A 22,743-nucleotide genomic window follows, 5' to 3' on the forward strand; every position below is an offset into this window, starting at 1 on the left:
ATGAGATTGATCTACAAGGCCACGCTTCGCGCTGCGCGTTTGCCGCTGGCTGCCGCGTTGCTGTTAGCGATGGTCACCCTGGCTCAGTCCCAGACCGCGCCAGCCCAGGCGATCACCGCTGCTGACCCGTCCAGCGACTCCACACTCACCCTGGGCACCGTCACTATCAGCGGCAAGGCGGCAGGGCCGCTGTCGGCCCGGAGCGTGTTCAGCTCGGTGGACATTCTGGGCGCCAGCCTGCTGCAGGACCAGCACGTGGACTACAGCTGGGAGCTGCTGACGCGCGCTCCGGGCGTGCAGGTGACCCAGTTCAAGCAGGGCACGGACGCCGGGCGCTTTTCGTTTCGCGGTTTCAACGGCGAGGGCCGCATCAACGCCGTCAAGCTGCTGATCGACGGCATTCCCAGCAACGACAACGCGGGCGGCATGCCCTTTCTGGATGCGGTGTTTCCGCTGGACATCGAGGCCATCGAGATCGTGCGTGGCACGAACGACCCGCGCTACGGGCTGCACAACATCGCGGGTAACGCCAACGTGCTCACGCGCACCGGTGGGAACGAAGGTCGGGCCAGCCTGACCTTGGGCAGCTTTGGCACCAAGGAGGCGCAGATCGCCAAGGGCATTGAGAGCGGCAACTGGAGCCAGAACTACGTCCTGGCCTGGCGCGACTCCGATGGGTACCGCGACCATGCCTATGCGAAGAAGTTCGCGCTGTCGGGAAAATGGTTCTACACCAGCGACGACGCGCGCTGGCGAGCAGGACTGAGCGCACGCTACTACCGCAACCAGGCGCTGGAGTCCGGCTACCTCACGCGCGAACAGGCCTTGGCCGCGCCGCGTAGCTCCCCAGCCTACGCGCAGGACGACCGCGGCGAACGCGAGACCTTGCAACTCAGCACGCACCTGGATGCCAACCTGACGCAGGATCTGTCGTGGTCCGCCAAGCTATACACCAACCAGTACGAGAACCAGCGCTGGGTGCGCTTCTCGGCCGCAGGCGTGCAGCAGGAGCGCTACAACGATGAGAAGCAGCACGGCGCCATCACCACGCTGACCTGGCGTCCGAAGGTAAGTTGGGCGCACGATTTCACGCTGGAAGGCGGTGTCGATGCGCAATGGCAGGACAACATCGGCCAGCGCTACCGCACCCAGCAGCGCGTGCGCACCTCGCAGTTCCGCGACTGGGACTTCGACCTGGACACCCAGGGCGCCTACGTGCAGGCCGTGATTCGGCCGGTGGACGCCCTCAAGATCGTGCCCGCGCTGCGCGTGGACAAGGTGGGTGGCAATTTCGTTGATCGCCTGACCGGATCGCGCTATGACGTGCACGATTACGGGCTGATCAAGCAACCCAAGATCAGCGTGGCCTACACGCTGTCGCCTCAGGCCAGCGTGTACTTCAACTGGGGCCGCACCTTCCAGATCGGCACCGGCATCGACGGCTACCGCACACAGACGCGCAATCTCGCGCCCTCGATCAACGACGGTTGGGAGTCGGGCGTCAAGTTCAGCCCGCTGCCATGGCTGGACGGACGTGTTGCGTACTGGGAGCAACGCGCCTCGGGCGAGGTCGCCCGAGTGCTCGGCGTCAACGGCCTGCCCGATCCCGGCGGCCTGGGCAACGTGGGACGCACGCTGCGCAAGGGCGTCGATCTGCAGCTCAACGCCAAGCCTACGTCGCGTACTGCGGCCTGGGTGGCCTATTCGCTACAGCAGGCCAAGATCACCGAGCCGGATCCGAGCGCTCCCGCCACGCGCGGCCAATGGATCGAGAACGTGCCGCGCTACCTTGTGTCGGCCGGCGTGGACTGGCAGACCACGGAGTTGCTCAAGCTGTCGGCCTGGGCCAACGCGCAGGGCGACTACTACCTCGAACGCACCAACGTGCAGGCCAAGGCCGGCAAGTACGCCTTGCTGAACCTGGGGGCGACCTACCAAGTCTCTCCCACCATGGACGTGAGCCTGCAGGTGAAGAACATCACCAACCGCAAGTACGTGTATGCCTGGTACGACAGCGGCTCCTCGGGCTATTCGCCTGGCGACGGCCGTGGCGCCTATGCCAGCGTGAACGCGCGCTTCTGATGACTGCGTCGACCTTGACCCAATCCCGTTTGCCCGCCCGCTCCGGCGCGGGCGACCTGTACCGGGCGGTCTGGCGCTGGCATTTCTATGCCGGTTTGCTGGTGTTGCCCTTCCTGGCCTGGCTGGCCATCACCGGCGGGCTATACGTGTTCAAGGCTGAGATCGACGGTTGGTTCCACCGCGACCTCAAGATGGTGTCGGCCACCGGCGCGGCTGCGCGCCCGCACAGCGAACTGGTGGCTGCGGCGCTGGCGGCGCACCCCGGCACGGTGCGCAAGCTCACGCCAGCGCCATTCCCCACGAACTCGGCCGAGGTGGGCATCACCAGTGCCGTTGGCGAACGGTTGACGGTCTTCGTCGATCCGTACCACGCTCAAGTGCTGGGTACGCTGCCTGAAGGCGGCAGCGTGGCGTGGACCATTCGCAAGCTGCACAGCCTGAAGTATTTCGGGCCGATCGCACGCGGGGCCATCGAGATCGCGGCCGGCTGGTCCATCCTGCTGGTGCTGACCGGCGTCTACCTGTGGTGGCCGCGCGGCCAGCGCGGCGGCGCGGTGTCCGTGCGCGGGCAGCCCCGCCAGCGCCTGTTCTGGCGCGACCTGCATGCGGTCACCGGCATCTTCGTCGGCGCCATGCTGGCCTTCCTCGCCATCACCGGCATGCCATGGTCGGTGCTGTGGGGCCAGCAGGTGAACCAATGGGCCAACGGCCAAAACTTCGGCTACCCGGCTGGCGTGCGCGTGCAACTGCCCATGTCCCAGCAACGTTTGCAGGATTCTGGCCCCACCACCTGGTCGCTGGCGCAGGCCCGGCTGCCGGCCTCGACAGCTGACGGACATGCAGGGCACGAGGGACAAGAGGCGCACGGCAACGCCGCTCAGGCATCAGCCAGCGCCACACAAGGCGCGCAAGGCCTGGACGCCATGCTGATCATCGTCGGAGGCCTGAACCTGGCACCAGGCTACACCCTGAGCCTGCCAGTCGGCCCGACCGGCGTCTACACCGCGTCGGTGTACCCCAACGATCTGGCGCGCCAACGCGTGGTGCACCTCGATCAGTACAGCGGCGCCGTGTTGCTCGACATGGGCTATGCCGACTACGGCCCGCTGGGCCGCTGGCTGGAATGGGGCATCAACGTGCACATGGGCCAGGAGTTCGGCGTGCCCAACCAAGCGCTGCTGGTCATGGCTTGCCTGGCCGTCATGCTGCTGTGCGTCAGCGCCGTGGTGATGTGGTGGAAGCGCCGGCCTGCGGGTGCGCTCGGCGCGCCGCCCCTGCCTGCCGACCGGCGTGTGCTGCGCACCGTGCTGGGCCTGCTCGTGGTCGGTGGCGTGGCCTTCCCGTTGGTGGGCGCGTCGCTGCTGGTCATGTTCGTACTGGATCTGCTGCTGGTACGCGGCACCCAGCGGGAAGCGGCACCCGCGTAAGTTCTTTCACTTGCTATTTCACAGACCCCCGTCAACCCACCAGGAAACCACAATGAAAAACTCCCAGCGCTCCTTCATTTCAGCAGCAGTCGCCCTGGCGGCACTGATCGCCTTCCCAGCTTCGGCAGACCAGGGACTTGCGACCGCCAAGACCTGCATGGCATGTCATGGAGTGGACAAAAAGGTCGTCGGCCCAGCGTTCAAGGACGTAGCACGCAAGTACGCGGGCAATAAGGATGCCCCGTCTTTGCTGCTCACCAAGATCATGAAAGGCAGCAGCGGCGCATGGGGGCCAGTTCCCATGCCGCCAAACTCCCAGGTCAACGAAGCAGATGCCAAGAAGCTCGCCGCGTGGGTCTTGTCACTGAAGTGAGTCCTGCACCGCAGCCACAGCCATAGCTATCCAGAGCAATGCACAAGCGCTTGCTTCTCGCGCGTGATCGTGTCCAACCAAACCCATGGGTTTGGCTGGTCGTTTTCGCGTTGCTGTGGAGCATCCTGGCGCCACGAATCAGCTCGGTTCTGGGCCTAACCGGCGGCACATGGGTAGAGGTGTGTTGCAACTGGGGAGCAAAGCGCGTCCAACTCCGCGGCAGCGAAGAAGCACCTTCTTCAGAGAAAGTCCCCTACGCGTCCATGGCCACCGATTACCCGTATTGCAGACTGCATGGTGGCATTGCGCTGCCGGCATCAGCTTCCTTCGACCCCACGGCCCGGTGCTCTGCCACGGCAGGCGTCGCTTGCTTTGTGCGAACCGACGCGCCAACCGATCCTCCCTGGCGCCCGTCGCAGCCACGAGCACCACCTTTGACGAGTCCTGCCTGAACCGCTCAGCCTGCGCAGTGCATGCGCGGCGCTGCAACCCCATGGTGCCCGCATCGCGGGCGGCTGACCAGGAGTCGTCCTTGAATCTTCCCAATACCTCTACGCGCCCAAGCGCGCGCGATCTTCCGCCACCTCGTTACCTTGCATCTGCAGACCAGCAGCGCGGGTTCCCGCTGCGTTTCGTCGCGTTCACCGTATTGCATATCGCGCTGCTGGCGGCGATGTACGGCGCAGCCATGCTGAATGCCAAGGGACACGAACTGGAAGACGGCGCCTACGGCGCAGGCCAGGTGGAGCACCTCGGCCGCATGACGCTCCACCCGGTGCCTTCGCGCAGCGGCGAGCGATGACACATTGACTATGCCCGGTGAGCATCCATTTTGATGTGGCCCTGAGGTCCGAGAGGGACGGCAGCATCCGCTTCAAGGCCTGGGTGGAGCTGCTACGTGGTTCCACCGGTCACGATCGACATCAGCTAGGCACTACTTGAAGGATTCATCTTCTGGCTATTGAACTGCGTCACCTGAAAAGCTTTTTGATCGTGGCCGAAGAATTGCATTTCGGCCGCGCGGCGGAGCGCTTGCATGTGGAGCAGTCGCCGCTTTCTCGGACCATCAGGCAATTGGAAGCCGAACTCGGGACGCGACTGTTTGAGCGGAACAGCCATGGCACCCGCCTGAGCGGACCGGGCCAAGTCCTTCTGGAGGAGGCCCGGCGGGTTATGTTGGCGGTTGAACAGGTCCGAACCCGCGTGCGTGCTGCAGCGGATGGCTTCAGCGGGCTTCTGTGCGTCGCACTGTCCGATGGCATCAATCAGCCACGCTTGAGTTCACTGTTGGCCCGCTGCCGGGAAGACGTGCCTGAGGTCGATATCCGGCTGTCCGAGGTATCTCTGGCGCAGCAGCTCAAGGGCCTGCGCGATGGCCTATACGACGCAGGCTTTGGTAAGGTCGAAAAGCCTGGGGGTGGCTTGACCGCCACGTTGGCGTGGTCAGATCCGATCGTCGTAGCCGTGCCGCCGCGTCACCCACTTCTAGCCTACCCGGAACTGCCACTGTCGGAGGTGCTGCGCTATCCGCTGGTACTGTGCGACCCGGATGCCTGCGAAGGTTGCAGCCGTCAGTTCGATCAATTGCTGCGAGAAGAGGCCGCAGAGCCGAAAGTAGCTGAACGTGTTTCGACTCACGACTTGATGCTCACACTGGTAGCGGCTGGCTATGGTCTGGGACTATCGACCGAATCACAACTGGTGCAGTGCAAACAGCGGGAAGTTGTCGCGCGTCCCTTGGCTGGTGAGTCGCGCCTGTTGAAAACCTACCTTCTGCGCAGGGACGGGGAACTCTCGGGCGCATTGGCTGGATTCGTTGGCCGCGTCATGACGCTTGCGTGATAAGTCGACGGCAGGAACGCTGTGGGTGGTCGGTCGATGACCACCGCCCGAAATGGCTGCCATGAGATGGTGGAACCTGCAAAACGAGGCCGCTGACTGTCGATGCGTTGTGATGCAGTAGTCTTTTTTACGTCTGGCCTCAGACCGTTGCTCTGCCATGCAGTTTGGCGCCGTTATCACCTTTGCACAGTTTGCCCTGGGTGATGTCCTGAACGTCAGGTCTAACCCGAGACGTCAGCCGTCTTGCCGTGCAGAACCCTCGCTGATTCACGCGCGACGTACTCATTAGGTCTTTCGGGATGCGTGCCAGCAGAGGAAAAAGCTCTATTCGAGCCTGATTGCCAGATAAGCAAGAAACATTTTGAAGCATAGCTTCATTCAAACACTCGGTGTTGACGTTCGCGCACCAATGACCGAAGTGCCTGCGAGCCGAGCACTGGATCGCCTGCGGCCTCGTCAACCAGGCCGTCACCGGCCCGCGCCTAGCAGCAAGGTTCGAAAGCTACATCTCACCAACATAGGAACACAGATGTCCTGAGTGCCCTTGAACTACAGGGAGTCCGCATGCGAAAAACAACATCCATCGAGCGCCACGCTAAGGTGTTCTACACCCCCATCGACGCCGCGATCCGCTGGGCAAATGTAGCTCGCATCGAAACCCGCATCCTGGAGTTAGTTGGGAACCGGCAATGGCGCACCGCTCATCGGGTTTTGGATCAATGGCCACGATTGAGCCTCTGTGCGGGACGCCTTCACGACGCATTGGTGCACTTCGACCTTCCATATGGAAGGGACGGCATCACGAGCAACGATCCGGCTTTGCTCGACGCCCCTGATCTGACGATTCGGCACGTCGATCTGAAGGCGTGGATGATGCGCTTCTATCCTGAGGAACGTCCCGCCTTCCTTTTCGACGCGTTCGAGCGGCACTTGCATCCCGGTGTGAGCTTGGAGTCTGTTCAGGTTCTCATCACGGACCGCGAGGCCTTGAAGCTGCAACTCGCTGACCGGGTACAAGCGTGGGACGCGCTCTACTCGCAGTTCCAGTTGCTCAGCCAAGAGCATCAAGCCCGGCTGGAGCGTGAGAAGCAATCGGGAGCGCCGGGCTCACGAAGCGAATCGACCTATCTGAACATCGTGGGCGGGCTGTTGACGTTGTTGCTGGGAAGGTCGCCGGGTGGCGTGCCGTATTCGTCGTTTGAAACACTGGATGCGGTGATCAACGCCCTGGTAGCGCACTACGGCGAGAAGCCTGGCATAAGCGAACGGACTTTGTGGTCCAAGCTCTCGGCCGCCAGGCGTCACCTGTCTGCGTAGGCTTGGCGTACCTCCATGCAAGGGTGCAATGGCAGATTCGCTTTCTGCGATTGCAGTGACCGGCACGGCCGAGATCGGTTGAATCGAGGCACTTTCCGAACAACGCCAATGAGCGTCAAGGAGTGTCTCTAATGTCTTCGCAGACCATCGCGCCGGTCCCGCCGGCAGAGCACCGCATCATGCGCCGCGCCGAAGTCGAGGCCAAGACCGGCTTCAAGCGCGCCCACATCTACAGCCTCATGAAGGAAGGCAAGTTCCCCAAGGCACTGCGCCTGGGCGTGCGTGCTGTGGGTTGGGACTCGGTGGAGATCGAGCAATGGATTGCTGATCGCCTCAGCGAGCGCGCGTGACGCCTCGTCCGGCACATGCGAATTAAACGGGAGAAGCCCATGCAGGTCGTATCCATCATTTCGACCAAGGGTGGCGTGGGCAAGACCACGACGGCGGCCAACCTGGGCGGCTTCGCCGCCGACGCCGGGCTGCGCGTACTGCTGCTGGACCTGGACGTGCAGCCCACGCTGTCTAGCTACTTCACGCTGACAGAGCGCGCGCCGGCCGGGATCTACGAGATGCTTGCCTACAACGAGCAGCGCGCCGAGCAACTGGTGTCGCGCACTGCCATCGCCGGGCTGGACCTTGTGCTCTCAAACGACGACCGCGGCGAACTCAACACGCTGCTGCTGCATGCGCCCGATGGCAGATTGCGGCTGCGCCATCTGCTGCCGACGCTCGCGCCGCGCTACGACCTACTGCTGATTGACACCCAGGGCGCGCGCAGTGTGTTGCTGGAGATGGCGGTGTTGGCTTCGGACCTGGCACTGTCACCCGTGACGCCAGAAATCCTCGCGGCCCGCGAACTGCGCCGAGGCACCCTGCAGCTCATCGAGGACATAGCACCGTACCGTCACCTCGGCATCGAGCCGCCGCCGCTGAATCTGCTCATCAACCGCGTGCATCCGGTGTCCTCGAATGCCCGGCTGATCCAGCAGGCGTTGCGGCAAGTGTTTCAGGGCCAGCCCGGCGTGCGCGTGCTCGATACCGACGTACCGGCGATCGAGGCCTATCCCCGCGCGGCGACGCGCGGCCTGCCGGTGCATCGGGTCGAGTATCGACAGCCCGCGGGCCGATTGGCACCTACAGCACTGGAGACCATGCGCGCGCTGGCCGGCGAGCTGTTCCCGGCCTGGCAGGAACGCTTCGCGCTCGTCACCGGCCGAGAGCACGCGGGAGGGGCCGGCCATGGCCAGAGCGCATGACCTGGCGCGCGGCCACAAGCGGCTGCGAGCGCTGATCGAGTTCGCCCTGGGCGAGGGCTGGACGGTGGTGCGCACCCGCGGCGGGCATTTGTTGTTTACCAAGCAGGGCTGCGCGTCGATCTACACCAGTTCGACGGCAAGCGACCACCGTGCAGAGCGCAATGTCCGGGCGGAGCTTCGCCGCGCTGACCGTCAGGCGCAGGCGCAGGCGTCTGAAGCAACGTTGCGGGAGCGTGGCCATGGCTGACATGACACCGCAGGACATGGCGGCCAAGCTGCTCACTTCGGGCTTCGAGCGCAGCGTCCCCTCGGCCACTGCCTTGACCGACCCGATCGCCGACACGCCGATGGTCGTGACGCTGGACCAATTGCGACCGTATGACCACGACCCGCGCGTGACGCGCAACCCGGCCTACGAGGACATCAAGGCGTCCATCCGCGAGCGCGGGCTGGACGCGCCGCCCGCGATCACGCGCCGGCCCGGCGAGCCGCACTTCATCATCCGCAACGGCGGCAACACGCGCCTGGCCATTCTGCGCGAGCTGTGGAGCGAGACGAAGGACGAGCGATTCTTCCGCATCCCCTGCCTGTTCCGCCCTTGGCCCCAGCGCGGCGAGGTGGTGATGCTGACCGGCCACCTGGCCGAGAACGAGTTGCGCGGGGGCTTGAGCTTCATCGAGCGGGCCTTGGGCGTGGAGAAGGCGCGCGAGTTCTATGAACATGAAATGGGGCGGGACAGCGGCCAGCCACTGTCGCAGAGCGAGCTGGCACGCCGGCTCACTGCCGATGGCTTCCCGCTGCCACAGTCGCACATCAGCCGCATGCAGGATGCGGTGCACTACCTGCTGCCGGCGATCCCGAACCTGTTGTACGGCGGGCTCGGCCGCCACCAGGTTGAACGGCTCGCAGTGCTGCGCAAGGCCTGCGAGCGAACCTGGGAGCGGCGTGTGCTGGGCAGCAGCCTGTCGGTGGACTTCGCCACGCTGTTCCAGGACGTGCTTGCGCAGTTTGATGCGCACCCCGACAATTTCTCGCCGCAGCGGGTGCAGGACGAGCTGGTAGGCCAGATGGCCGAGCTGCTGGAAGCGGACTACGACACGCTGACCCTGGAGATCGACGACACGGAGAGCCGGCAGCGTGCGCTGACCAGCGATCCAACCCCACCAGCGGCAAGGCCAGCACTATCGGCGTCGGCCGCACCTGCGCCCGAGCCGCAGCGGCCGTCGCCGCCATCGTCACTGGTTAGCCCATCAATGCAGTCGTCGGAGTTCGGTTCGCCCGCTACGACGGGCGCAAGCGCTGCTGCATCAATGGTTGGCGCCGAGAGCGAACAGAGTGGCGACGACCGGCGCGATGAACGCCTGCAGGGCCACATCGTGTCGCCAGCGCCGACCACCGAGCGTTTGCAATCCATCCAGCGCATGGTCGCCGACCAGATGGGAGACCAGCTGCCCGACTTCGAGGCTGACGCGCTGCGCGCGATCCCTGTGCAGGCCGGTGGGCTCTACCCCATCTCAGACGTCTGGTACATCGAGCCCGGCCTGGACGTGCCGGATCGGCTGCGCGTGCACATCGCGCAGTTCGCGCGTGAGATTGCCGAGGAAGCCGGCGTGGCCGAGAAGGTCGAGCCCAGCGACGGCGGCGTTGGATTCGTCTGCGTGACCCCGCCGGGTGCGCGCGCGATGCCGCCGTTCGCGAGGGCGGTGCTGACGCTGTTGCAAGCGCTGAGCGCCGCCCATGCCGTGGCCGGGCTCGATCACGCCCGGCTGGCCGATGACCTGGCGCCCTTGCTGTATGGCGGCGGTGCCTATCCGCGCCTGAGCGACGCTGGGCTGGTCAAACTGTTCCGCATGCTGCGCCTGGCGCGTCGGCTTTTGGATCTGGAAGCCGGCGCGGGCGCCAATGCCCCTGGCGCCTGAGCGGAGACCAGCCATGTCCGCACCGCACCCGCTTAACCAGGCCGTGATCGCGCAGGCGCTGCACGACCTGCGCAACGGGCAACTGCGACGCTGCAAGGAGATGGGCTTCGGCGAGGAGGAACTCGATGCGCTGAAGCATCCCGAACTCGTGAGCATGCTGGTCAATGCCACGGTCTCGTGGTGCTCGGTGTCGGTCAACCGCGAGGTGCTCAAGCGATTGCTGAGCCAGGTGCACGACGTGGAACGCGAGATCGCCACGGTTGACCGCATGCTGCGCCTGGGCGCCAGCACCGAGATGGTCAGCCGCTTCTACGGCCTGACGCACCAGGAGGTGGCACTGCGCCGCGACATCCTCGGCCTGCCCAAACGCAAGGGGCGGCATCCAGTGCTGGACGAGGCGCAGGACACGGCGTTGTGGAAGCACTGGAAGGCCGGCGTCACGGAGCGCGGAGTCGCGCTGGACGACGAGGTGGCGATGCTGGCGCTGACCATGGACCTGGCCGAGACCCTGACCCTGCCGATGTCGGTGATCTGGTCGGCGATACGCAACTGGATTGATCAGGGGCTGGTGTAGGCCATGGCGACCTGCGGCGCACCCCGGCGCGATGGCCCCGTGGCGTTGTCGGAACTGTTCGACGACGCGCTGCGCGAACTGGTGCCCCCGACACTATCGGCATCGCCAGCCCCGCGCGGCACTGCCCCTGCGGCGCAGGCCGCGCCGGTCAGCGACGTTTTCCTGTACAGCGGCAACCGGCACGAGAGCGTGCCGCGCGCGCTGTTCCTCGACCGTCGCCTGACGCCGCTGGAGCGCAACGCTTGGCAGGTGTTCCGCCTGCAGCTCCAGAGCGACGGCGTGACGGCTTTGCCGACCTACGACCAGCTCCGGCCCTTCCTTGCCTCAATGCCCTGCGCGGCACAGGCCTCGCACGAGACCGTGGCGCGCGCCTTGACGTTGCTGCGGCTGACGCGCTGGCTGAGCCTGGTGCGACGGCGCCGCGACCCGAAGACCGGGCGCATCCTGGGCAATCTCTACGTGCTGCACGACGAACCGCTGACACCCTTCGAGGCGATGCAGCTCGACCCCGACTACCTGGGCTTGGTCAGCCAGGCGCTGACCCATGCCGCGAAGGCGGTGCAGATCGTCGGTGCGAACACCCTGCGCGAGATCGCCGAAGACTCGATGCTCAATGGCCGCACGCTGCCCACGCGCCTGCAGGTGCTGGCACAACGCATGGCCCGCAACGAATGGGTCGATGCGAGTTATCCACAAGAGCCTGTGGATCACGAATCCGAAGAAGGCCAGGACGGCCTACTTCGGAATCTCGACGGCCCGTCTTCGGATTCCGAAGCAAGGCCGAACCCCGCGCCAGACGGCTCACTTCGGAATCCGAAGGAGGGCCGTACAGTACGTAAAGAAAATCATGCTGAAGTACGTACAGTACCGCGCGCGAAGGCGTTGCAGCACCTGCGCCTGCCCGAGCGCCTGCTGCGCTTGAAGGACGAACAGCAAAGCGGCGCGATGGTGGCCTTGCAGCAGGTGGACGAGTCGCTGCGGCAGGCGGTGCTGGACGAATGGGATGCGCGCTGTCGCAACAGCGCGGTGCGCAACCCGGCAGGCTACCTGTTCGGCATCATCCAGAAGGCGATCCGCGGCGAGTTCAAGGCTTGGGCAGGTGACAACGGCGCAGCGCCACTAGTCGCTCGAACACCTGCACCGGCACACGCCCCACCTACTGCCGAGTCCCGTCCCGCCGATCCCGAGGTGGCGCGCGCCTACTTGGCACAGATTCGATCCAACCTCCGCCGCCCTTGACCGTCTGCGCTATCCCCAGGGGATAGTTGGGACAGCCTCTCTTCCGCAAGTCCGTCCCGTCAATCTCCCGCCAGATCTTCCGCGGATTCGCCCCAATACGCATAGTTGAACAGTGCATCTAGTTCTGTGAAGTCGGCCAGGCCAAGCGCCTGTCGCACTTCGTCGGCATGCTGGCAATACCTTGCGTAGTCGTTGGGACCGACGTTTTGCTTGTTCGGATGGAGGGGATATGCCCTGATCCCGGCCAAGGCCAGCCCCGACACCGCGTTCTGGTTCATCACCGCGAATCGCTTGCTGTCGAGTGCGTGCAGCACCTCGGTCAATAGGTTGATGCCTGCTCGCGGGATGTGCTCAAAGTGCGCATGAAGAACTGCAAAGGCATCTCCAGGTGGGAGAGTGCCTTGGCCCACGATGTCTCTCACCGCTGCTACGAACTGACCTGGATGCTCCGCAATGCGGTTCTTGCCGCGATGCAACCCACCGGAATGCAGCAGGCTGATCAGCGCTTCAAATCGAGCCAGGAACCCATGACTCGCATTCCCACGCGCGGCGGCCCATTCCTCCAACATCCGCCTTGCCTGGCGAAGGTTGCCCTTTCGTAGGGTCTTCTGTTCCGCGAAGCCATGTTCTGAATCATCGCTTTTCATCAACTCCAGAATGCCGGCCAACGTCGTGAAGTTCGGGCCAATCGCGCTGCTTGCCTTCTGCGCACGCTTCTTGGCCACCTTTCGGAAGATGTCGTGGATGACGTACTCCCGTTCATAGGCGTCAATGCGGTCCCTGGTAGCCGGGACGATGATTTCGTCATCGATCAGAGCGTCGAAATGCTGAGTCACCGAGGCCATCAGCGTGCCGCTCGTGCCCCCGACCAAGGCTGATGCCTCGTAGTTGCCGTAGAGGCCTCCATGCGTAAAGTTGGCCGAACCAACGATCACCGAGCAGCCCGTGCTGTGCTGAAAGGCGTAGATCTTCGGATGGAATGTCTCGCTGGAATCACTGAGGTACAGCTTGAGCGCGTGTTCTTTGGTCAGCTCCAGCAGCTTTCGGAGCACGACGGGCTCGGTCAGATAGAAATCGAGGCCGATTGCAAATCGGGCTTCCAGTCCGAGCTCAAGCGCCTTGCGCAGCGACTTCAGCAGCCCGTTCAGCGCCGATGCCTTCGCAAAGGCCACCAAGCATTCCAGGCGCTCTGCCTGCTTCAGCAGTTTCACGAGTTTATCGCCGTGCCCACGTTCCTCGTTCACCAGCAGCTGAACGGTCGTCCCATCCTTCATCGTTTGCCCCCTCTTGAATGCAAGACATTGTCCTGTTCTGACTGCCGGCTTGGTCTTCTGCCGCCGGAAATCTATCCCCAGGGGATAGCAGGCACAGCTTCCCTTCCCTCGACTGGAAACCAGGAGCGGCGTGATTGCGGTTTGTTGACTGACGCCCTTCCGGGCGATGCCGATGCTCGCGTCTCGTTCCTTTACAGCGAGCCGTCACCATGGCCAACGAATCCCAGCAGCCCTTGCAGTTGAACCTCGGATCGCTGCGCAGCGCGATGTCGCTGACGCTGCACACCCACCACGCGTCGCGCATCTGGCATGGCAGAGCGCCCGCCGAGGGCCGACCCGGCATCATCGGCCTCAACGGCTACATCAGCGTGATGAACAAGATGAAGCGCGGTGCCGAGCAGGACGATCCTTACTCGGATTTCTGGATGCTGCGCATCGAGGACAAGCTGACGCAGACCAAGGCTAGCTTGCAGGCGCTGCGCGAGCAGGTGGACCAGGCATTGGCCGACGTGCCGCCCGCGCTCTCCCTGGGCGAGAACATGAACGTGCAGCCGGTGAAGCTGCCGCTGTTCGTCAACGCGCAGCTCGGCTTCATGGCGGTGTACCTGCTGGCGGACTATGACGACCTGGCGCGCAGGCTGATCCTTGCCCACCACACCGCACTGATCGACCGCAGTACGTTGGAACGCTGGCTCAACGGCGGCGCGCATGCGCTGCGCAGCCTGTTCTCGCTGGCACAGCAGTACCGCTACTCTGGCGCGACGCGCGACGACTTCGCCTCGAAGAACGCGGTGGCGCGGGCGGCGCTGGAGAAGTTCGGCGAGCTGCCGCAGGACGTGCTCGAAGGCGCGCGCCGCTCGCGCTTTGCGCCACCGATCGCGCGGCGGGCAGGCAAGCCTGGTGCAGCCGCTGAGGCCGCGCCCGTCGCTGGCGCAGCGGATGTGGCGGGCGACGACGACCATGGCAGCGAAGGCGCCAAGGCATGACGGCATCGTCTACCACCGGCCAACCGACGCGCTTCCTGCCGTTGGAACAGGCGGACTTCCAGCGCCTGGAACACGGCCCCTACCTAAAAGGCCTTTTACAGCCATTTAAAGGTAAGGGGAGTCTGGAGACCTGGGCCAACCAATGCACGTCGCTGCGCGACGACTTAATCGCGCTGGCACAGCGTCGCGTACTGCAACAGGCGCGGGCCTATCCCTTCACCCTGCTCGACGTGCAACTGGCCCAGCAGACCACTGGCGCAGGCACGACGTTCCTGCGTTGGCGCAACCACGATCGTTCCTCGATGGGCGTGGCGCTGTGGGAGTCGCTGCTCGACCGCCCGGCGACGCCGGCCTCGCTGATCGATGACCTCTACGCGATGGAGCTGCAGCGCATCGCGCTGAACATGCAGATCAGCCTCCTTCACACGCTGGGCCGCCAAGCCCAGGAGTGCGCCAGCAAGGCCGCGCAGGCCGAAGCGGCTTACCTGCGGCGTGTCCACGGGCATGCCGCGTCCGTTCCATCCGCCACCCCCAAGGAGTCACCATGAGCACGCACTTCGTCGGCGAGGGCAACATCGGTTCTGCGCCGGACTACCGCGAATTCCCCAACGGCAACGACGAGCCGCGCCGGCTGTTGCGCCTGAACGTCTACTTCGACAACCCGATCCCGAAGAAGGACGGCGAGTTCGAGGACCGCGGCGGCTTCTGGGCGCCGGTGGAGCTGTGGCATCGCGACGCCGACCACTGGAAAGACCTGTACCAGAAAGGCATGCGCGTGCTGGTGGAAGGCCGGACCGTGAAGGACGAGTGGGAGGACGCCGACGACAACGAGCGCACGACCTTCAAGATCGAGGCTCGGCGCGTGGGCATCCTGCCGTACCGCCTCCAGGCCGTGACCCTCGGCTCCAGGATGCTGGAACCCGAGGCGGAAGTACCGCCGCCGAAGGAAACCAAGGGGACGAAGGTGCCGAAGGAAGCCAAGGTCAGGGGCTGATTCCCCGCAGTGGGCGGCTGTAGCAACCGTCAGACGCCCGCCATGCACCAGCTATTCCCAGGGGATAGCTCCAGGGTGTTCCACCGAATTCCAGCCGCCCTCCTGAAACGACGCTCCCACTGCGCCAGCCGTTGCAGTGCCGCGCATGCCGCTACGGCAACGCATCACCTGCCGATCACAAAGCGGTGTCTGCGCCGATCGGCTTCCCTGCTGCCGTCATCCTCTGGCCCGGCCAAGCTGGGGCCATCCGATGAACCGCACACTTCCATGGAGGCTGCATGCGCGTGTTCCTGTGCGAGAAGCCATCCCAGGGCAAGGACATCGCCCGTGTGCTGGGCGCCGGTCAACGCGGCAACGGCTGCTACAGCGGTTCCGGTGTCGTCGTGACCTGGTGCATCGGTCATCTGGTCGAGGCGGTTCCGCCCGAAGGCTACGGCGAGCTGTACAAGCGCTGGGCCATCGAACAACTGCCCATTGTTCCCGAGCGCTGGCGTGTCGAGCCCAAGGCGGCGACCGCGGGGCAGTTCAAGGTCGTGCAGCAGCTAGTCGCCAAGGCAGGCGAGCTGGTGATCGCTACCGACGCCGACCGCGAGGGCGAGATGATCGCCCGCGAGATCATCGAGCTGTGCGACTACCGCGGCCCGATCCAGCGGCTGTGGCTGTCGGCGCTCAACGATGCGTCGATCCGCAAGGCGCTGGGTGCACTCAAGCCATCCGCCGAAACGCTGCCGCTGTACTTCTCCGCGCTCGCCCGATCGCGTGCTGACTGGCTGATCGGGATGAACCTGAGCCGCCTGTTCACGCTGCTGGGTCGCCAGGCCGGCTACAACGGCGTGCTGTCGGTCGGGCGCGTGCAGACGCCAACGCTCAAGCTGGTCGTGGACCGTGATCGTGAGATCGCACGCTTCGTCTCGGTGCCGTTCTGGGCCATCGAGGTTGCGCTCTCGCATGCAGGCCAGTCCTTCGTCGCAAGCTGGATGCCGCCGCAGAGCAGCACCAACGACGCCGGCCGCTGCCTGCAGCAGCCGGTGGCGCAGCAAGCGGCCGAACGCCTGCGCGCGGCCGGCGCCGCCCAGGTGCTGTCGGTGGAGACAGAGCGCGTGCGCGAAGGGCCGCCGCTGCCGTTCGATCTCGGCACGCTGCAGGAGGTGTGCTCGAAGCAGTTGGGCCTCGACGTGCAGGAGACGCTGGACATCGCGCAATCGCTGTACGAGACGCACAAGGCGACCACCTATCCGCGCTCGGATTCGGGATACCTGCCCGAGAGCATGCTGGCCGAGGTGCCAGCCGTCCTCGACAGCCTGGCCAAGACCGATCCCAGCCTGCGGCCGCTGATCGACCGCCTGGATCGCCAGCAGCGTTCGCGGGCCTGGAACGACGGCAAAGTCACGGCGCACCACGGCATCATTCCGACGCTGGAACCGGCCAATCTCTCGGCGATGAGCGAGAAGGAACTGGCCGTCTATCGGTTGATCCGCGCCCACTACCTCGCGCAGTTTCTGCCGCATCACGAGTTCGACCGGACGGTGGCGCAGCTCACATGCGGTGGGCAGTCGCTGGTGGCGGTCGGCAAGCAGATCGCGGTGGCCGGATGGCGCCAGGTACTGGCGGCGCCGGAGCCCGAGGACGGTGACGGCGAGGACGCACAGCGCGGCCAGGTGCTGCCGGCGCTGCGTGCTGGAGCAGCCTGCCAGGTCGGCCAGGTCGAACTGAAGGCGTTGAAGACGCTACCGCCCAAGCCCTACACGCAGGGCGAGCTGGTCAAAGCCATGAAGGGCGTCGCCAAGCTCGTGACCGACCCGCGCCTGAAGCAGAAGCTCAAGGACACCACGGGCATCGGCACCGAGGCCACGCGCGCCAACATCATCAGCGGGCTGTTGGCCCGCGGTTATCTGTTGAAGAAAGGCCGGGCCATCCGCGCGTCGGATGCCGCCTTCACGTTGATCGACGCTGTGCCAGTGGCCATCGCCGACCCGGGCACCACGGCGGTGTGGGAGCAGGCGCTGGACATGATTGAGGCCGGGCAGATGACGCTGGACACCTTCATCGCCAAGCAGTCGAGCTGGGTCGCCCAGCTCGTGCAGCAGTACCGCGGCGTCACGCTCGCCATCAAGCTGCCGCCCGCACCGAGCTGCCTGCAGTGCGGCGCCCCGATGCGCCAACGCACCGGCAAGAGCGGCGCGTTCTGGTCTTGCAGCCGTTACCCGGACTGCAAGGGCACGCAGCCGGTCGAAGACGCCGCGGCAGCCAAGTGCGGCCCGTCCAACCGTACTTCCGGCCACACATCCGGCACACCGCGTCGGCGCCCCAGGGCGAACTGACGCCCACGTCTCCCTCTGCCACGCCGGCTGCTGCCGACGGCGGGGCAAACCTCCCGCGCCCCGCGGGACTCCCCAGCGCGCGTTCCCTTCTGCAACGGTGTGCGCGTCCTGCACAGGCCGATCACGTCTGGCAGGGCGAGAAGGTCATTGCTCCATCGAATCGCGCTCATCGCGGTTCCGTTGATCGAGGTGTTTCCGTCCATCCGCGAACGGTCTCCTGACGCCTTGGCCCGCAAGGCTTCGAGGTGCCAGGAGACCGCTTGCGGTCGACGGTATTCTGTGCCGGTGCCCGCTGGCGGAACAACGGGCTCCCTTTGTGTGTGGATACATGCCAGAGGATGCCGGCCCCAGCCACGAAACGGGCCGGGTGAGATTGCTGACGCAGCGAATGGCTTTGACGACGGCCTGGCCTGCTTGCAGCCCACAGGTGGATTGATTCCTCTCCAGCCGAAGTCCTTTGGGACTTCGGCTCCTTTGTCGTGGGCAGACGGATCGTGCATCGCCGCGGGCAGCAGCGCCCAGGCCAAACCGGACGGCATGCGGTTCCGTTTGATCGGCGACGGGGCGCTGCCGCGCTTCCATCCTTCCCGCATGTGTCGCTGACGGTCGTCATCACCATGCCCTGGCAGTCCCGGTCTTCAAGGCTGCAACGCGCCTCGCCGCGTTGACCGATCCAGTCCGCTTCGCACCGACCACCGCGGACGCACGTCGCCATGACGCGGGTGCTTTCGATGTTCAACCCCTCGGGAGTCTTCCGCTCCCGTCAGGGCGTGGTGCTCCCGGTCTTCAACCACCAGGAGAAACCCATGTCCCTTGCGTTCGCATCGGCACCTTTGAGTGCTGAACAGGCCCGCGCCGAATCCATCGGCCACCAGGCCCTGGCCTACGTCGGCAAGCGCCTGTCCCTGCAGGTGCTGTGCAGCGCGGCCGGCCACTACACCGGCACCGCCGACGCGGACGGTCCCGTCTCGCGCGAGTCGGTCAGCTACTTCCGGTCGCTCCACGCCGCCGAGCACGCCCTGCAAACGGGCCGCTGGCAGCAGCGCCTCCACCCGTGATGTCCAACCACCAGGAGCCCATGTCATGAACCGTGCCCTGCCTCAAGAGGTACTTGATCAGATCGAGCTGGAACACCAGCACTTCGCCGCCGCGCCCCAAGCCTTCTTCGAGGCGTGGAAACGCGGCGTCCACATCGCCGGAGCCGAATGGTTCGGCGACGGAACCCGCGAGGGCCTGCAGCGTGCCACCACCAAGTGGGATCTGCGGCCGAAGCTGCTGATGCTCAACGACGCCCTCGGCGTCCTGAGCAGCGGCCAGCGGATGTTCCTGTCCGCGATGGCGAGCTTCTACAACGCCCGCGAGGGCGGCGCGATGCTCAAGCGTTGCGGCTTCGAGGGTCTGTCCGACCTGGGCGGCCTCGACCTGGAGCGGCGCAAGGTCATCGCCGACCTGACGCTGAACTACAACGGCTGGTGAGCTGCGCTGCGGCGCACCAACGCCTCCATCCTCGCCCCCGACGAGGGACATGCGCCGCATACGCGGCCATGTTCCTCTTTCTTTTCAGGGCACGCCCGCCCAATCGAACGGCAGTTTCTCCCGCCGCTCACCGGCGGGCCGCCGCGTCACGTCTTTCCACCCGCTGGGGTTCAATCCCCAGCAGGGGATTGCCTCGGCCATCCTCTGCTGGAGAAATCCCATGTCCTACTCAAACAACAATCCCTTTGTCCGTGGTTACGACGGCCTGTCCGTGCAGCGGCTGATCGCCATCTCCTACGACGACGATTGCCCGCTGACCTACCTGCCGCTGCATCCCTCGCAGTCGAATCTGCCGGACAGCCAGGTCGAACGGCGGCCCTGCATCTTCTCGGACGGCTTCGTGCTGATCACCGAGGACCAGGCGGTCCCCGACGAGCTGCAAGCGCAATGCCGCAGCCACGGGCTCGCCCGCAACGTGGTCTACGCCGTGATGGCCGAGGACTATGGCAAGCCGCTACACGTGGGCGATACCTACTCCGAGGAAGCGGCGCGGGAAGTCGTGCGGCGCCTGCGCTATGAAACCGGCTACTACAGCCGGTGCTGGGAAATCAGCAGCGCGCACCTCGACACCGACGCACATCGCTTCCTCGCCGAACTGGCGGACATCGCCACGCCGACGCTGTTCCTGTTCGTCGCCTTCCGCATCCCTTACAGCCCGGCCATTGGGCTGAAGCTGATCGCCACGCCCTGGACCGACGAGAACCTGCGCGCGGTCGAAGGCATAACGGCCAAGCGGCTGAAGCAGGAGCATCGCAAGAAGGGCATGCCGGAATCCCTCGTGCACGTGCTGCACCTGGCCGCGCTCGCCGACGTGCGCATGCTGGTCTTCGATGCCGATGCGCAGGTGCTGGACGGCCTGCCGATCTACGACGACTGACACCACCTTTCGAGCCCCCACGCGGGGCTCGTTTCATTTCTGGACGAAGCCGGTGGCCGCGCAGTGCCGATTCCCCCGCGACGCTGGCCCACGCCTGCCGCACGCTGCTTGCATGTTCGCTGGCGTTGCCGGCAAGCATGCCCAGGTAGTCGAGACCTTCGAGGCTGCGGCGCGGTTCGCCGTGCTGGTTGCTTTTCCTTCCACGGGCGCATGCGCGTCCATCCACCTCACCCCCAAGGGACACACCTCCCTTGCGGGGCGGGAGTTCCTTGGATTGCCACAAGGAGCCTCCCAATGGATACCCAAGCCATCTGCGCACAGATGCCGACGCTGGTTCGCGGCCACGTGCCTTCCAACGTCCGCAGCTTCAAGTTCAACATCTTCGACGGCCAGCCCAAGGTTTCGACGCTGGGCTTCCACATCGATCCCAAGCCCTTCGAGGGCAAGGTCATTGCCACCACCGACGAGGCCATCGTCGTCAAGACGGGGCGGGCCGAGTTCGCGGTGATCGACAAGGCACTCGTCATCGACGTGCCCGACGAAGGCGCCAAGGTGCAGGTCGAGCCCTATGCGCGGCGCCGCTTCGACGGACTGCGCGCGGACACGCCCGAGGAGAGCACCGAGTTCACCGCCAACGGCCAGCCGTACACGGTGAAACGGTTCATCCTGGGTTCGGCGCCTGCCAAGCTGCCGATCGCCGAGCCGCAGTGCCCCGAGTTGCAGGAGCTGATCCACCAACTGGAGCAGTTGCCCGCGCCCGATGGCTTCCGCCGCATCACGCACCTGCTGGTGGATGCCGGCGCGCGGGACTTCACGGTGGTCGATCCGAGCCCCCGCAACATCATCGCCACGCCGCCGGCCATCGGCTTCACCGTCGCCTCGGCGAAGTTCCACGGGCGCGTCACCGTGCTCTACGAGCGCGGCCTCGACACCTACGCGGTGGAACTTCACCGCGACGGCGAACTGGTCGAGCGGGTCGATGAAGTGTTCTTCGACACCTTGGGCCAGGTGCTGGAACTGCTGATCGACGACGGGAGCTGGCGCCTCATCCGCGTGCAGCGTCTGTACGGTCGCAAGCCCGTCCAGCACTGAGCCCTCACGTCCCCAAGCGGCTTCCCGTCCTCGCGGCGGGAAGCCTTCTTCCTTCACCGTTGGAGACCACTTCCATGACTGTTCGATTCAAAGGCACCGAGCTTCGGCCCGTGCTTTCCGAGGCGGCTGCCAACCAGTGCCGCGTCATCCTGGTCAAGGACCAGGGCGTGTATTTCATGGCCGAGCGCGGCGAGAGCCGGCCCGATGGGCGGCGCAAGACCATCGCCTATGCCGTGGGCTGCAACCCCGATGTCGATGCGTTCGACGACTGGTGGGAACTGGCGCGCGCCGAATTCGGCGGCGACGACTTCGGCGAGTTCTTCGACCTGCAGGAACGGGTCTTCACCCGCATCCTGCACAGCGAGGACGACCTCGAAGTGTCGGCCACGGCCACGCGCCTGTCGATGCAGCCCATGCCCTCTGCGCCCGCCGGCCACTGAGCGTCCTGCTTCCCAGCCCCCTCACGGGGGCTTCTCTTTTTCCGGTGCGCGGCCCATGGCCGCATACACGCGCTCGTCTCCAGCCCGGCTCGGGCCACTCACGTCGGCACCCGCCGGCGCAACCGCCAGGAGACGCCTGCATGCGAGACCCGTTCAAGATCGAGTAACCGACCTGCATCCCATCCGAACTCGGAACTGAGTGGTCCACTCTGCAACCGAGTATCGCTGCACAGCGTCAAGCAGCGTCGCGCAAACGAATGGAGGCAGTTCCAACAGCGCTGGCGATGTCGTCGTCGTGCGTAACGAGCATCAGCGCCGCGCCGCTTTCTTCCACCGCATCGAGCAGCACGGCCATGGCTTCCTGCTGCGACACCGGGTCCAGCCGCGAAGTGGGCTCGTCGGCGAACAGGAGTGACGGCTGCACTGTCAGCACACGCGCAAGGGCCACCCGCTGCAGTTCGCCCCCCGACACCTCGGTCGGCTTGCGCGCAAGCAGGTCTTCGGGCACCGCCAGGCGCTCCAACCGTCGTCGCACGTCCTGCCATCCGCAACCATGGCGCTGCGCCACATCGCGCAATGAGCGCTCCAGACTGATCCTCGGTGCGAAGGATGCGACCGGATCCTGGTAAAGCTTCTGCAGCGCGGTCGGGGCCAGGCCTTCGGCCCGCCTCACCTCGCCCCGGTCGGCCGGTAACAAGCCCAGCAGCACGTTGCCCAAGGTGCTTTTGCCCGTGCCGCTGGGGCCCTGCACCACGAAGCGGTCGCCGGCGCGCAGCCGAAGATCGATGTCCTCGAACAACACCTTGCTGCCGAAGCCCTTCGAGAGCCCCCGCGCAGTCACCACCACGGCACCGGGCGCTGCTGGCGCGCGCTTCGTCCAATGGGCCGGATCGGCCGCCACGAGTCGACGCGTGAAGGCATGCTGCGGATTCGCGAGGATGGCCCGCGCATCGCCTTGTTCCACCACCTCGCCCGCGCGCAGCACGATCAACTGGCCGCCCAGTGCCTGCGCGACACGCAGGTCGTGCGTGATGACCACCACGCAGCCGCCGTCGCGCTGCACGGCCTGCAGCATCTCGACCGCGTGCCGGCGCCAGCGGGCGTCCAGTCCCTTGGTCGGCTCGTCCACCAGCAGGATGCGTGCGCCACCGGCGCGCGCGACGGTGGCCGCGGCGCGCTGCGCCATGCCGCCCG

At 65.4% G+C, this 22,743-nt stretch carries 24 protein-coding genes; 22 read left to right on the forward strand and 2 right to left on the reverse strand.

Annotated features, from left to right (window positions below; all coding sequences use genetic code 11):
• The 13 genes from AC27KI_RS04460 to AC27KI_RS04520 all read left to right on the forward strand — a co-directional run bounded on the left by AC27KI_RS04460 (window position 1) and on the right by AC27KI_RS04520 (window position 12,029).
• Window positions 1-2,082: a TonB-dependent receptor gene (locus AC27KI_RS04460; RefSeq protein ID WP_487088342.1), complete on the forward strand. Its 2,082-nt coding sequence runs from the start codon at window positions 1-3 to the stop codon at window positions 2,080-2,082.
• Window positions 2,082-3,509, forward strand: coding sequence for a PepSY-associated TM helix domain-containing protein (locus AC27KI_RS04465; RefSeq protein WP_487088344.1), 1,428 nt, complete (start codon window positions 2,082-2,084; stop codon window positions 3,507-3,509). The genes AC27KI_RS04460 and AC27KI_RS04465 overlap by 1 nt, the downstream gene beginning before the upstream one ends.
• Before the next feature lie 52 nt (window positions 3,510-3,561).
• Complete coding sequence (locus AC27KI_RS04470) at window positions 3,562-3,882, forward strand: c-type cytochrome (protein WP_487088346.1); 321 nt, start codon at window positions 3,562-3,564, stop codon at window positions 3,880-3,882.
• Window positions 3,883-3,920: 38 nt separating this feature from the next.
• Complete coding sequence (locus AC27KI_RS04475) at window positions 3,921-4,334, forward strand: DUF2946 domain-containing protein (RefSeq protein WP_487088348.1); 414 nt, start codon at window positions 3,921-3,923, stop codon at window positions 4,332-4,334.
• Window positions 4,335-4,414: 80 nt separating this feature from the next.
• Window positions 4,415-4,684, forward strand: coding sequence for a hypothetical protein (locus AC27KI_RS04480; RefSeq protein ID WP_487112766.1), 270 nt, complete (start codon window positions 4,415-4,417; stop codon window positions 4,682-4,684).
• A gap of 173 nt (window positions 4,685-4,857) precedes the next feature.
• Window positions 4,858-5,724 carry a LysR family transcriptional regulator gene (locus AC27KI_RS04485; RefSeq protein ID WP_487088390.1) on the forward strand — a complete coding sequence of 289 codons (867 nt, stop codon included), beginning with the start codon at window positions 4,858-4,860 and terminating at the stop codon, window positions 5,722-5,724.
• 564 nt (window positions 5,725-6,288) lie between these two features.
• Window positions 6,289-7,041 (forward strand): hypothetical protein, encoded by a 753-nt coding sequence (locus AC27KI_RS04490; RefSeq protein ID WP_487112768.1) that lies wholly within the window; start codon window positions 6,289-6,291, stop codon window positions 7,039-7,041.
• Window positions 7,042-7,172: 131 nt separating this feature from the next.
• Window positions 7,173-7,391 (forward strand): AlpA family transcriptional regulator, encoded by a 219-nt coding sequence (locus AC27KI_RS04495; protein ID WP_487088356.1) that lies wholly within the window; start codon window positions 7,173-7,175, stop codon window positions 7,389-7,391.
• Window positions 7,392-7,430: 39 nt separating this feature from the next.
• Window positions 7,431-8,297 carry a ParA family protein gene (locus tag AC27KI_RS04500; protein WP_487088358.1) on the forward strand — a complete coding sequence of 289 codons (867 nt, stop codon included), beginning with the start codon at window positions 7,431-7,433 and terminating at the stop codon, window positions 8,295-8,297.
• Window positions 8,281-8,544: a type II toxin-antitoxin system HicA family toxin gene (locus AC27KI_RS04505; RefSeq protein WP_487088360.1), complete on the forward strand. Its 264-nt coding sequence runs from the start codon at window positions 8,281-8,283 to the stop codon at window positions 8,542-8,544. Before AC27KI_RS04500 ends, AC27KI_RS04505 begins: the two co-directional genes overlap by 17 nt.
• Window positions 8,537-10,216 (forward strand): ParB family protein, encoded by a 1,680-nt coding sequence (locus tag AC27KI_RS04510; RefSeq protein ID WP_487088362.1) that lies wholly within the window; start codon window positions 8,537-8,539, stop codon window positions 10,214-10,216. Before AC27KI_RS04505 ends, AC27KI_RS04510 begins: the two co-directional genes overlap by 8 nt.
• 13 nt (window positions 10,217-10,229) lie before the next feature.
• Window positions 10,230-10,790, forward strand: coding sequence for a DUF2857 domain-containing protein (locus AC27KI_RS04515; protein WP_487088364.1), 561 nt, complete (start codon window positions 10,230-10,232; stop codon window positions 10,788-10,790).
• A 3-nt stretch (window positions 10,791-10,793) separates the two neighbouring features.
• Window positions 10,794-12,029: an STY4528 family pathogenicity island replication protein gene (locus AC27KI_RS04520; RefSeq protein ID WP_487088366.1), complete on the forward strand. Its 1,236-nt coding sequence runs from the start codon at window positions 10,794-10,796 to the stop codon at window positions 12,027-12,029.
• 59 nt (window positions 12,030-12,088) lie between these two features.
• Here AC27KI_RS04520 and AC27KI_RS04525 read toward each other — a convergent pair whose 3' ends face one another.
• Window positions 12,089-13,303: a phospholipase D-like domain-containing protein gene (locus AC27KI_RS04525; RefSeq protein WP_487088368.1), complete on the reverse strand. Its 1,215-nt coding sequence runs from the start codon at window positions 13,301-13,303 to the stop codon at window positions 12,089-12,091.
• A gap of 209 nt (window positions 13,304-13,512) precedes the next feature.
• On the opposite strand from AC27KI_RS04525, the gene AC27KI_RS04530 reads away from it, so the two are divergent.
• The 9 genes from AC27KI_RS04530 to AC27KI_RS04570 all read left to right on the forward strand — a co-directional run bounded on the left by AC27KI_RS04530 (window position 13,513) and on the right by AC27KI_RS04570 (window position 21,549).
• Complete coding sequence (locus AC27KI_RS04530; RefSeq protein ID WP_487088370.1) at window positions 13,513-14,289, forward strand: PFL_4669 family integrating conjugative element protein; 777 nt, start codon at window positions 13,513-13,515, stop codon at window positions 14,287-14,289.
• Window positions 14,286-14,837, forward strand: a complete 552-nt coding sequence (locus tag AC27KI_RS04535) for a DUF3158 family protein (RefSeq protein WP_487088372.1) — start codon at window positions 14,286-14,288, stop codon at window positions 14,835-14,837. The genes AC27KI_RS04530 and AC27KI_RS04535 overlap by 4 nt, the downstream gene beginning before the upstream one ends.
• Complete coding sequence (locus AC27KI_RS04540) at window positions 14,834-15,283, forward strand: single-stranded DNA-binding protein (protein ID WP_487088374.1); 450 nt, start codon at window positions 14,834-14,836, stop codon at window positions 15,281-15,283. The genes AC27KI_RS04535 and AC27KI_RS04540 overlap by 4 nt, the downstream gene beginning before the upstream one ends.
• A gap of 278 nt (window positions 15,284-15,561) precedes the next feature.
• A complete protein-coding gene (locus AC27KI_RS04545; protein ID WP_487088376.1) occupies window positions 15,562-17,604 on the forward strand; it encodes a DNA topoisomerase III in 2,043 nt (680 codons plus the stop codon).
• An 806-nt stretch (window positions 17,605-18,410) separates the two neighbouring features.
• Complete coding sequence (locus AC27KI_RS04550; protein WP_487088378.1) at window positions 18,411-18,662, forward strand: hypothetical protein; 252 nt, start codon at window positions 18,411-18,413, stop codon at window positions 18,660-18,662.
• Window positions 18,663-18,687: 25 nt separating this feature from the next.
• Complete coding sequence (locus AC27KI_RS04555) at window positions 18,688-19,080, forward strand: hypothetical protein (protein WP_487088380.1); 393 nt, start codon at window positions 18,688-18,690, stop codon at window positions 19,078-19,080.
• 220 nt (window positions 19,081-19,300) lie between these two features.
• On the forward strand, window positions 19,301-20,017 hold the full coding sequence (locus tag AC27KI_RS04560) for a DUF5983 family protein (protein WP_487088392.1): 717 nt from the start codon (window positions 19,301-19,303) through the stop codon (window positions 20,015-20,017).
• A 294-nt stretch (window positions 20,018-20,311) separates the two neighbouring features.
• Window positions 20,312-21,109: a GTPase gene (locus tag AC27KI_RS04565; protein ID WP_487088382.1), complete on the forward strand. Its 798-nt coding sequence runs from the start codon at window positions 20,312-20,314 to the stop codon at window positions 21,107-21,109.
• 74 nt (window positions 21,110-21,183) lie between these two features.
• Window positions 21,184-21,549 carry a DUF3085 domain-containing protein gene (locus tag AC27KI_RS04570; protein ID WP_487112770.1) on the forward strand — a complete coding sequence of 122 codons (366 nt, stop codon included), beginning with the start codon at window positions 21,184-21,186 and terminating at the stop codon, window positions 21,547-21,549.
• Between the two features lie 235 nt (window positions 21,550-21,784).
• On the opposite strand, the gene AC27KI_RS04575 is transcribed toward AC27KI_RS04570, so the two are convergent.
• A partial coding sequence (locus tag AC27KI_RS04575; protein ID WP_487112772.1) for an ATP-binding cassette domain-containing protein occupies window positions 21,785-22,743 on the reverse strand: 959 nt, incomplete at its 5' end.

Source organism: Acidovorax sp. KPB24-03 (assembly GCF_057546605.1).

Coding starts and splice junctions, on each gene's coding strand:
- AC27KI_RS04465 (WP_487088344.1), top strand. CDS start 2,082: ATGACTGCGTCGACCTTGACCCAATCCCGTTTGCCCGCCCGCTCCGGC.
- AC27KI_RS04495 (WP_487088356.1), top strand. CDS start 7,173: ATGTCTTCGCAGACCATCGCGCCGGTCCCGCCGGCAGAGCACCGCATC.
- AC27KI_RS04470 (WP_487088346.1), top strand. CDS start 3,562: ATGAAAAACTCCCAGCGCTCCTTCATTTCAGCAGCAGTCGCCCTGGCG.
- AC27KI_RS04545 (WP_487088376.1), top strand. CDS start 15,562: ATGCGCGTGTTCCTGTGCGAGAAGCCATCCCAGGGCAAGGACATCGCC.
- AC27KI_RS04540 (WP_487088374.1), top strand. CDS start 14,834: ATGAGCACGCACTTCGTCGGCGAGGGCAACATCGGTTCTGCGCCGGAC.
- AC27KI_RS04460 (WP_487088342.1), top strand. CDS start 1: ATGAGATTGATCTACAAGGCCACGCTTCGCGCTGCGCGTTTGCCGCTG.
- AC27KI_RS04555 (WP_487088380.1), top strand. CDS start 18,688: ATGAACCGTGCCCTGCCTCAAGAGGTACTTGATCAGATCGAGCTGGAA.
- AC27KI_RS04515 (WP_487088364.1), top strand. CDS start 10,230: ATGTCCGCACCGCACCCGCTTAACCAGGCCGTGATCGCGCAGGCGCTG.
- AC27KI_RS04475 (WP_487088348.1), top strand. CDS start 3,921: ATGCACAAGCGCTTGCTTCTCGCGCGTGATCGTGTCCAACCAAACCCA.
- AC27KI_RS04510 (WP_487088362.1), top strand. CDS start 8,537: ATGGCTGACATGACACCGCAGGACATGGCGGCCAAGCTGCTCACTTCG.
- AC27KI_RS04490 (WP_487112768.1), top strand. CDS start 6,289: ATGCGAAAAACAACATCCATCGAGCGCCACGCTAAGGTGTTCTACACC.
- AC27KI_RS04530 (WP_487088370.1), top strand. CDS start 13,513: ATGGCCAACGAATCCCAGCAGCCCTTGCAGTTGAACCTCGGATCGCTG.
- AC27KI_RS04535 (WP_487088372.1), top strand. CDS start 14,286: ATGACGGCATCGTCTACCACCGGCCAACCGACGCGCTTCCTGCCGTTG.
- AC27KI_RS04550 (WP_487088378.1), top strand. CDS start 18,411: ATGTCCCTTGCGTTCGCATCGGCACCTTTGAGTGCTGAACAGGCCCGC.
- AC27KI_RS04570 (WP_487112770.1), top strand. CDS start 21,184: ATGACTGTTCGATTCAAAGGCACCGAGCTTCGGCCCGTGCTTTCCGAG.
- AC27KI_RS04525 (WP_487088368.1), bottom strand. CDS start 13,303: ATGAAGGATGGGACGACCGTTCAGCTGCTGGTGAACGAGGAACGTGGG.
- AC27KI_RS04560 (WP_487088392.1), top strand. CDS start 19,301: ATGTCCTACTCAAACAACAATCCCTTTGTCCGTGGTTACGACGGCCTG.
- AC27KI_RS04565 (WP_487088382.1), top strand. CDS start 20,312: ATGGATACCCAAGCCATCTGCGCACAGATGCCGACGCTGGTTCGCGGC.
- AC27KI_RS04505 (WP_487088360.1), top strand. CDS start 8,281: ATGGCCAGAGCGCATGACCTGGCGCGCGGCCACAAGCGGCTGCGAGCG.
- AC27KI_RS04500 (WP_487088358.1), top strand. CDS start 7,431: ATGCAGGTCGTATCCATCATTTCGACCAAGGGTGGCGTGGGCAAGACC.
- AC27KI_RS04520 (WP_487088366.1), top strand. CDS start 10,794: ATGGCGACCTGCGGCGCACCCCGGCGCGATGGCCCCGTGGCGTTGTCG.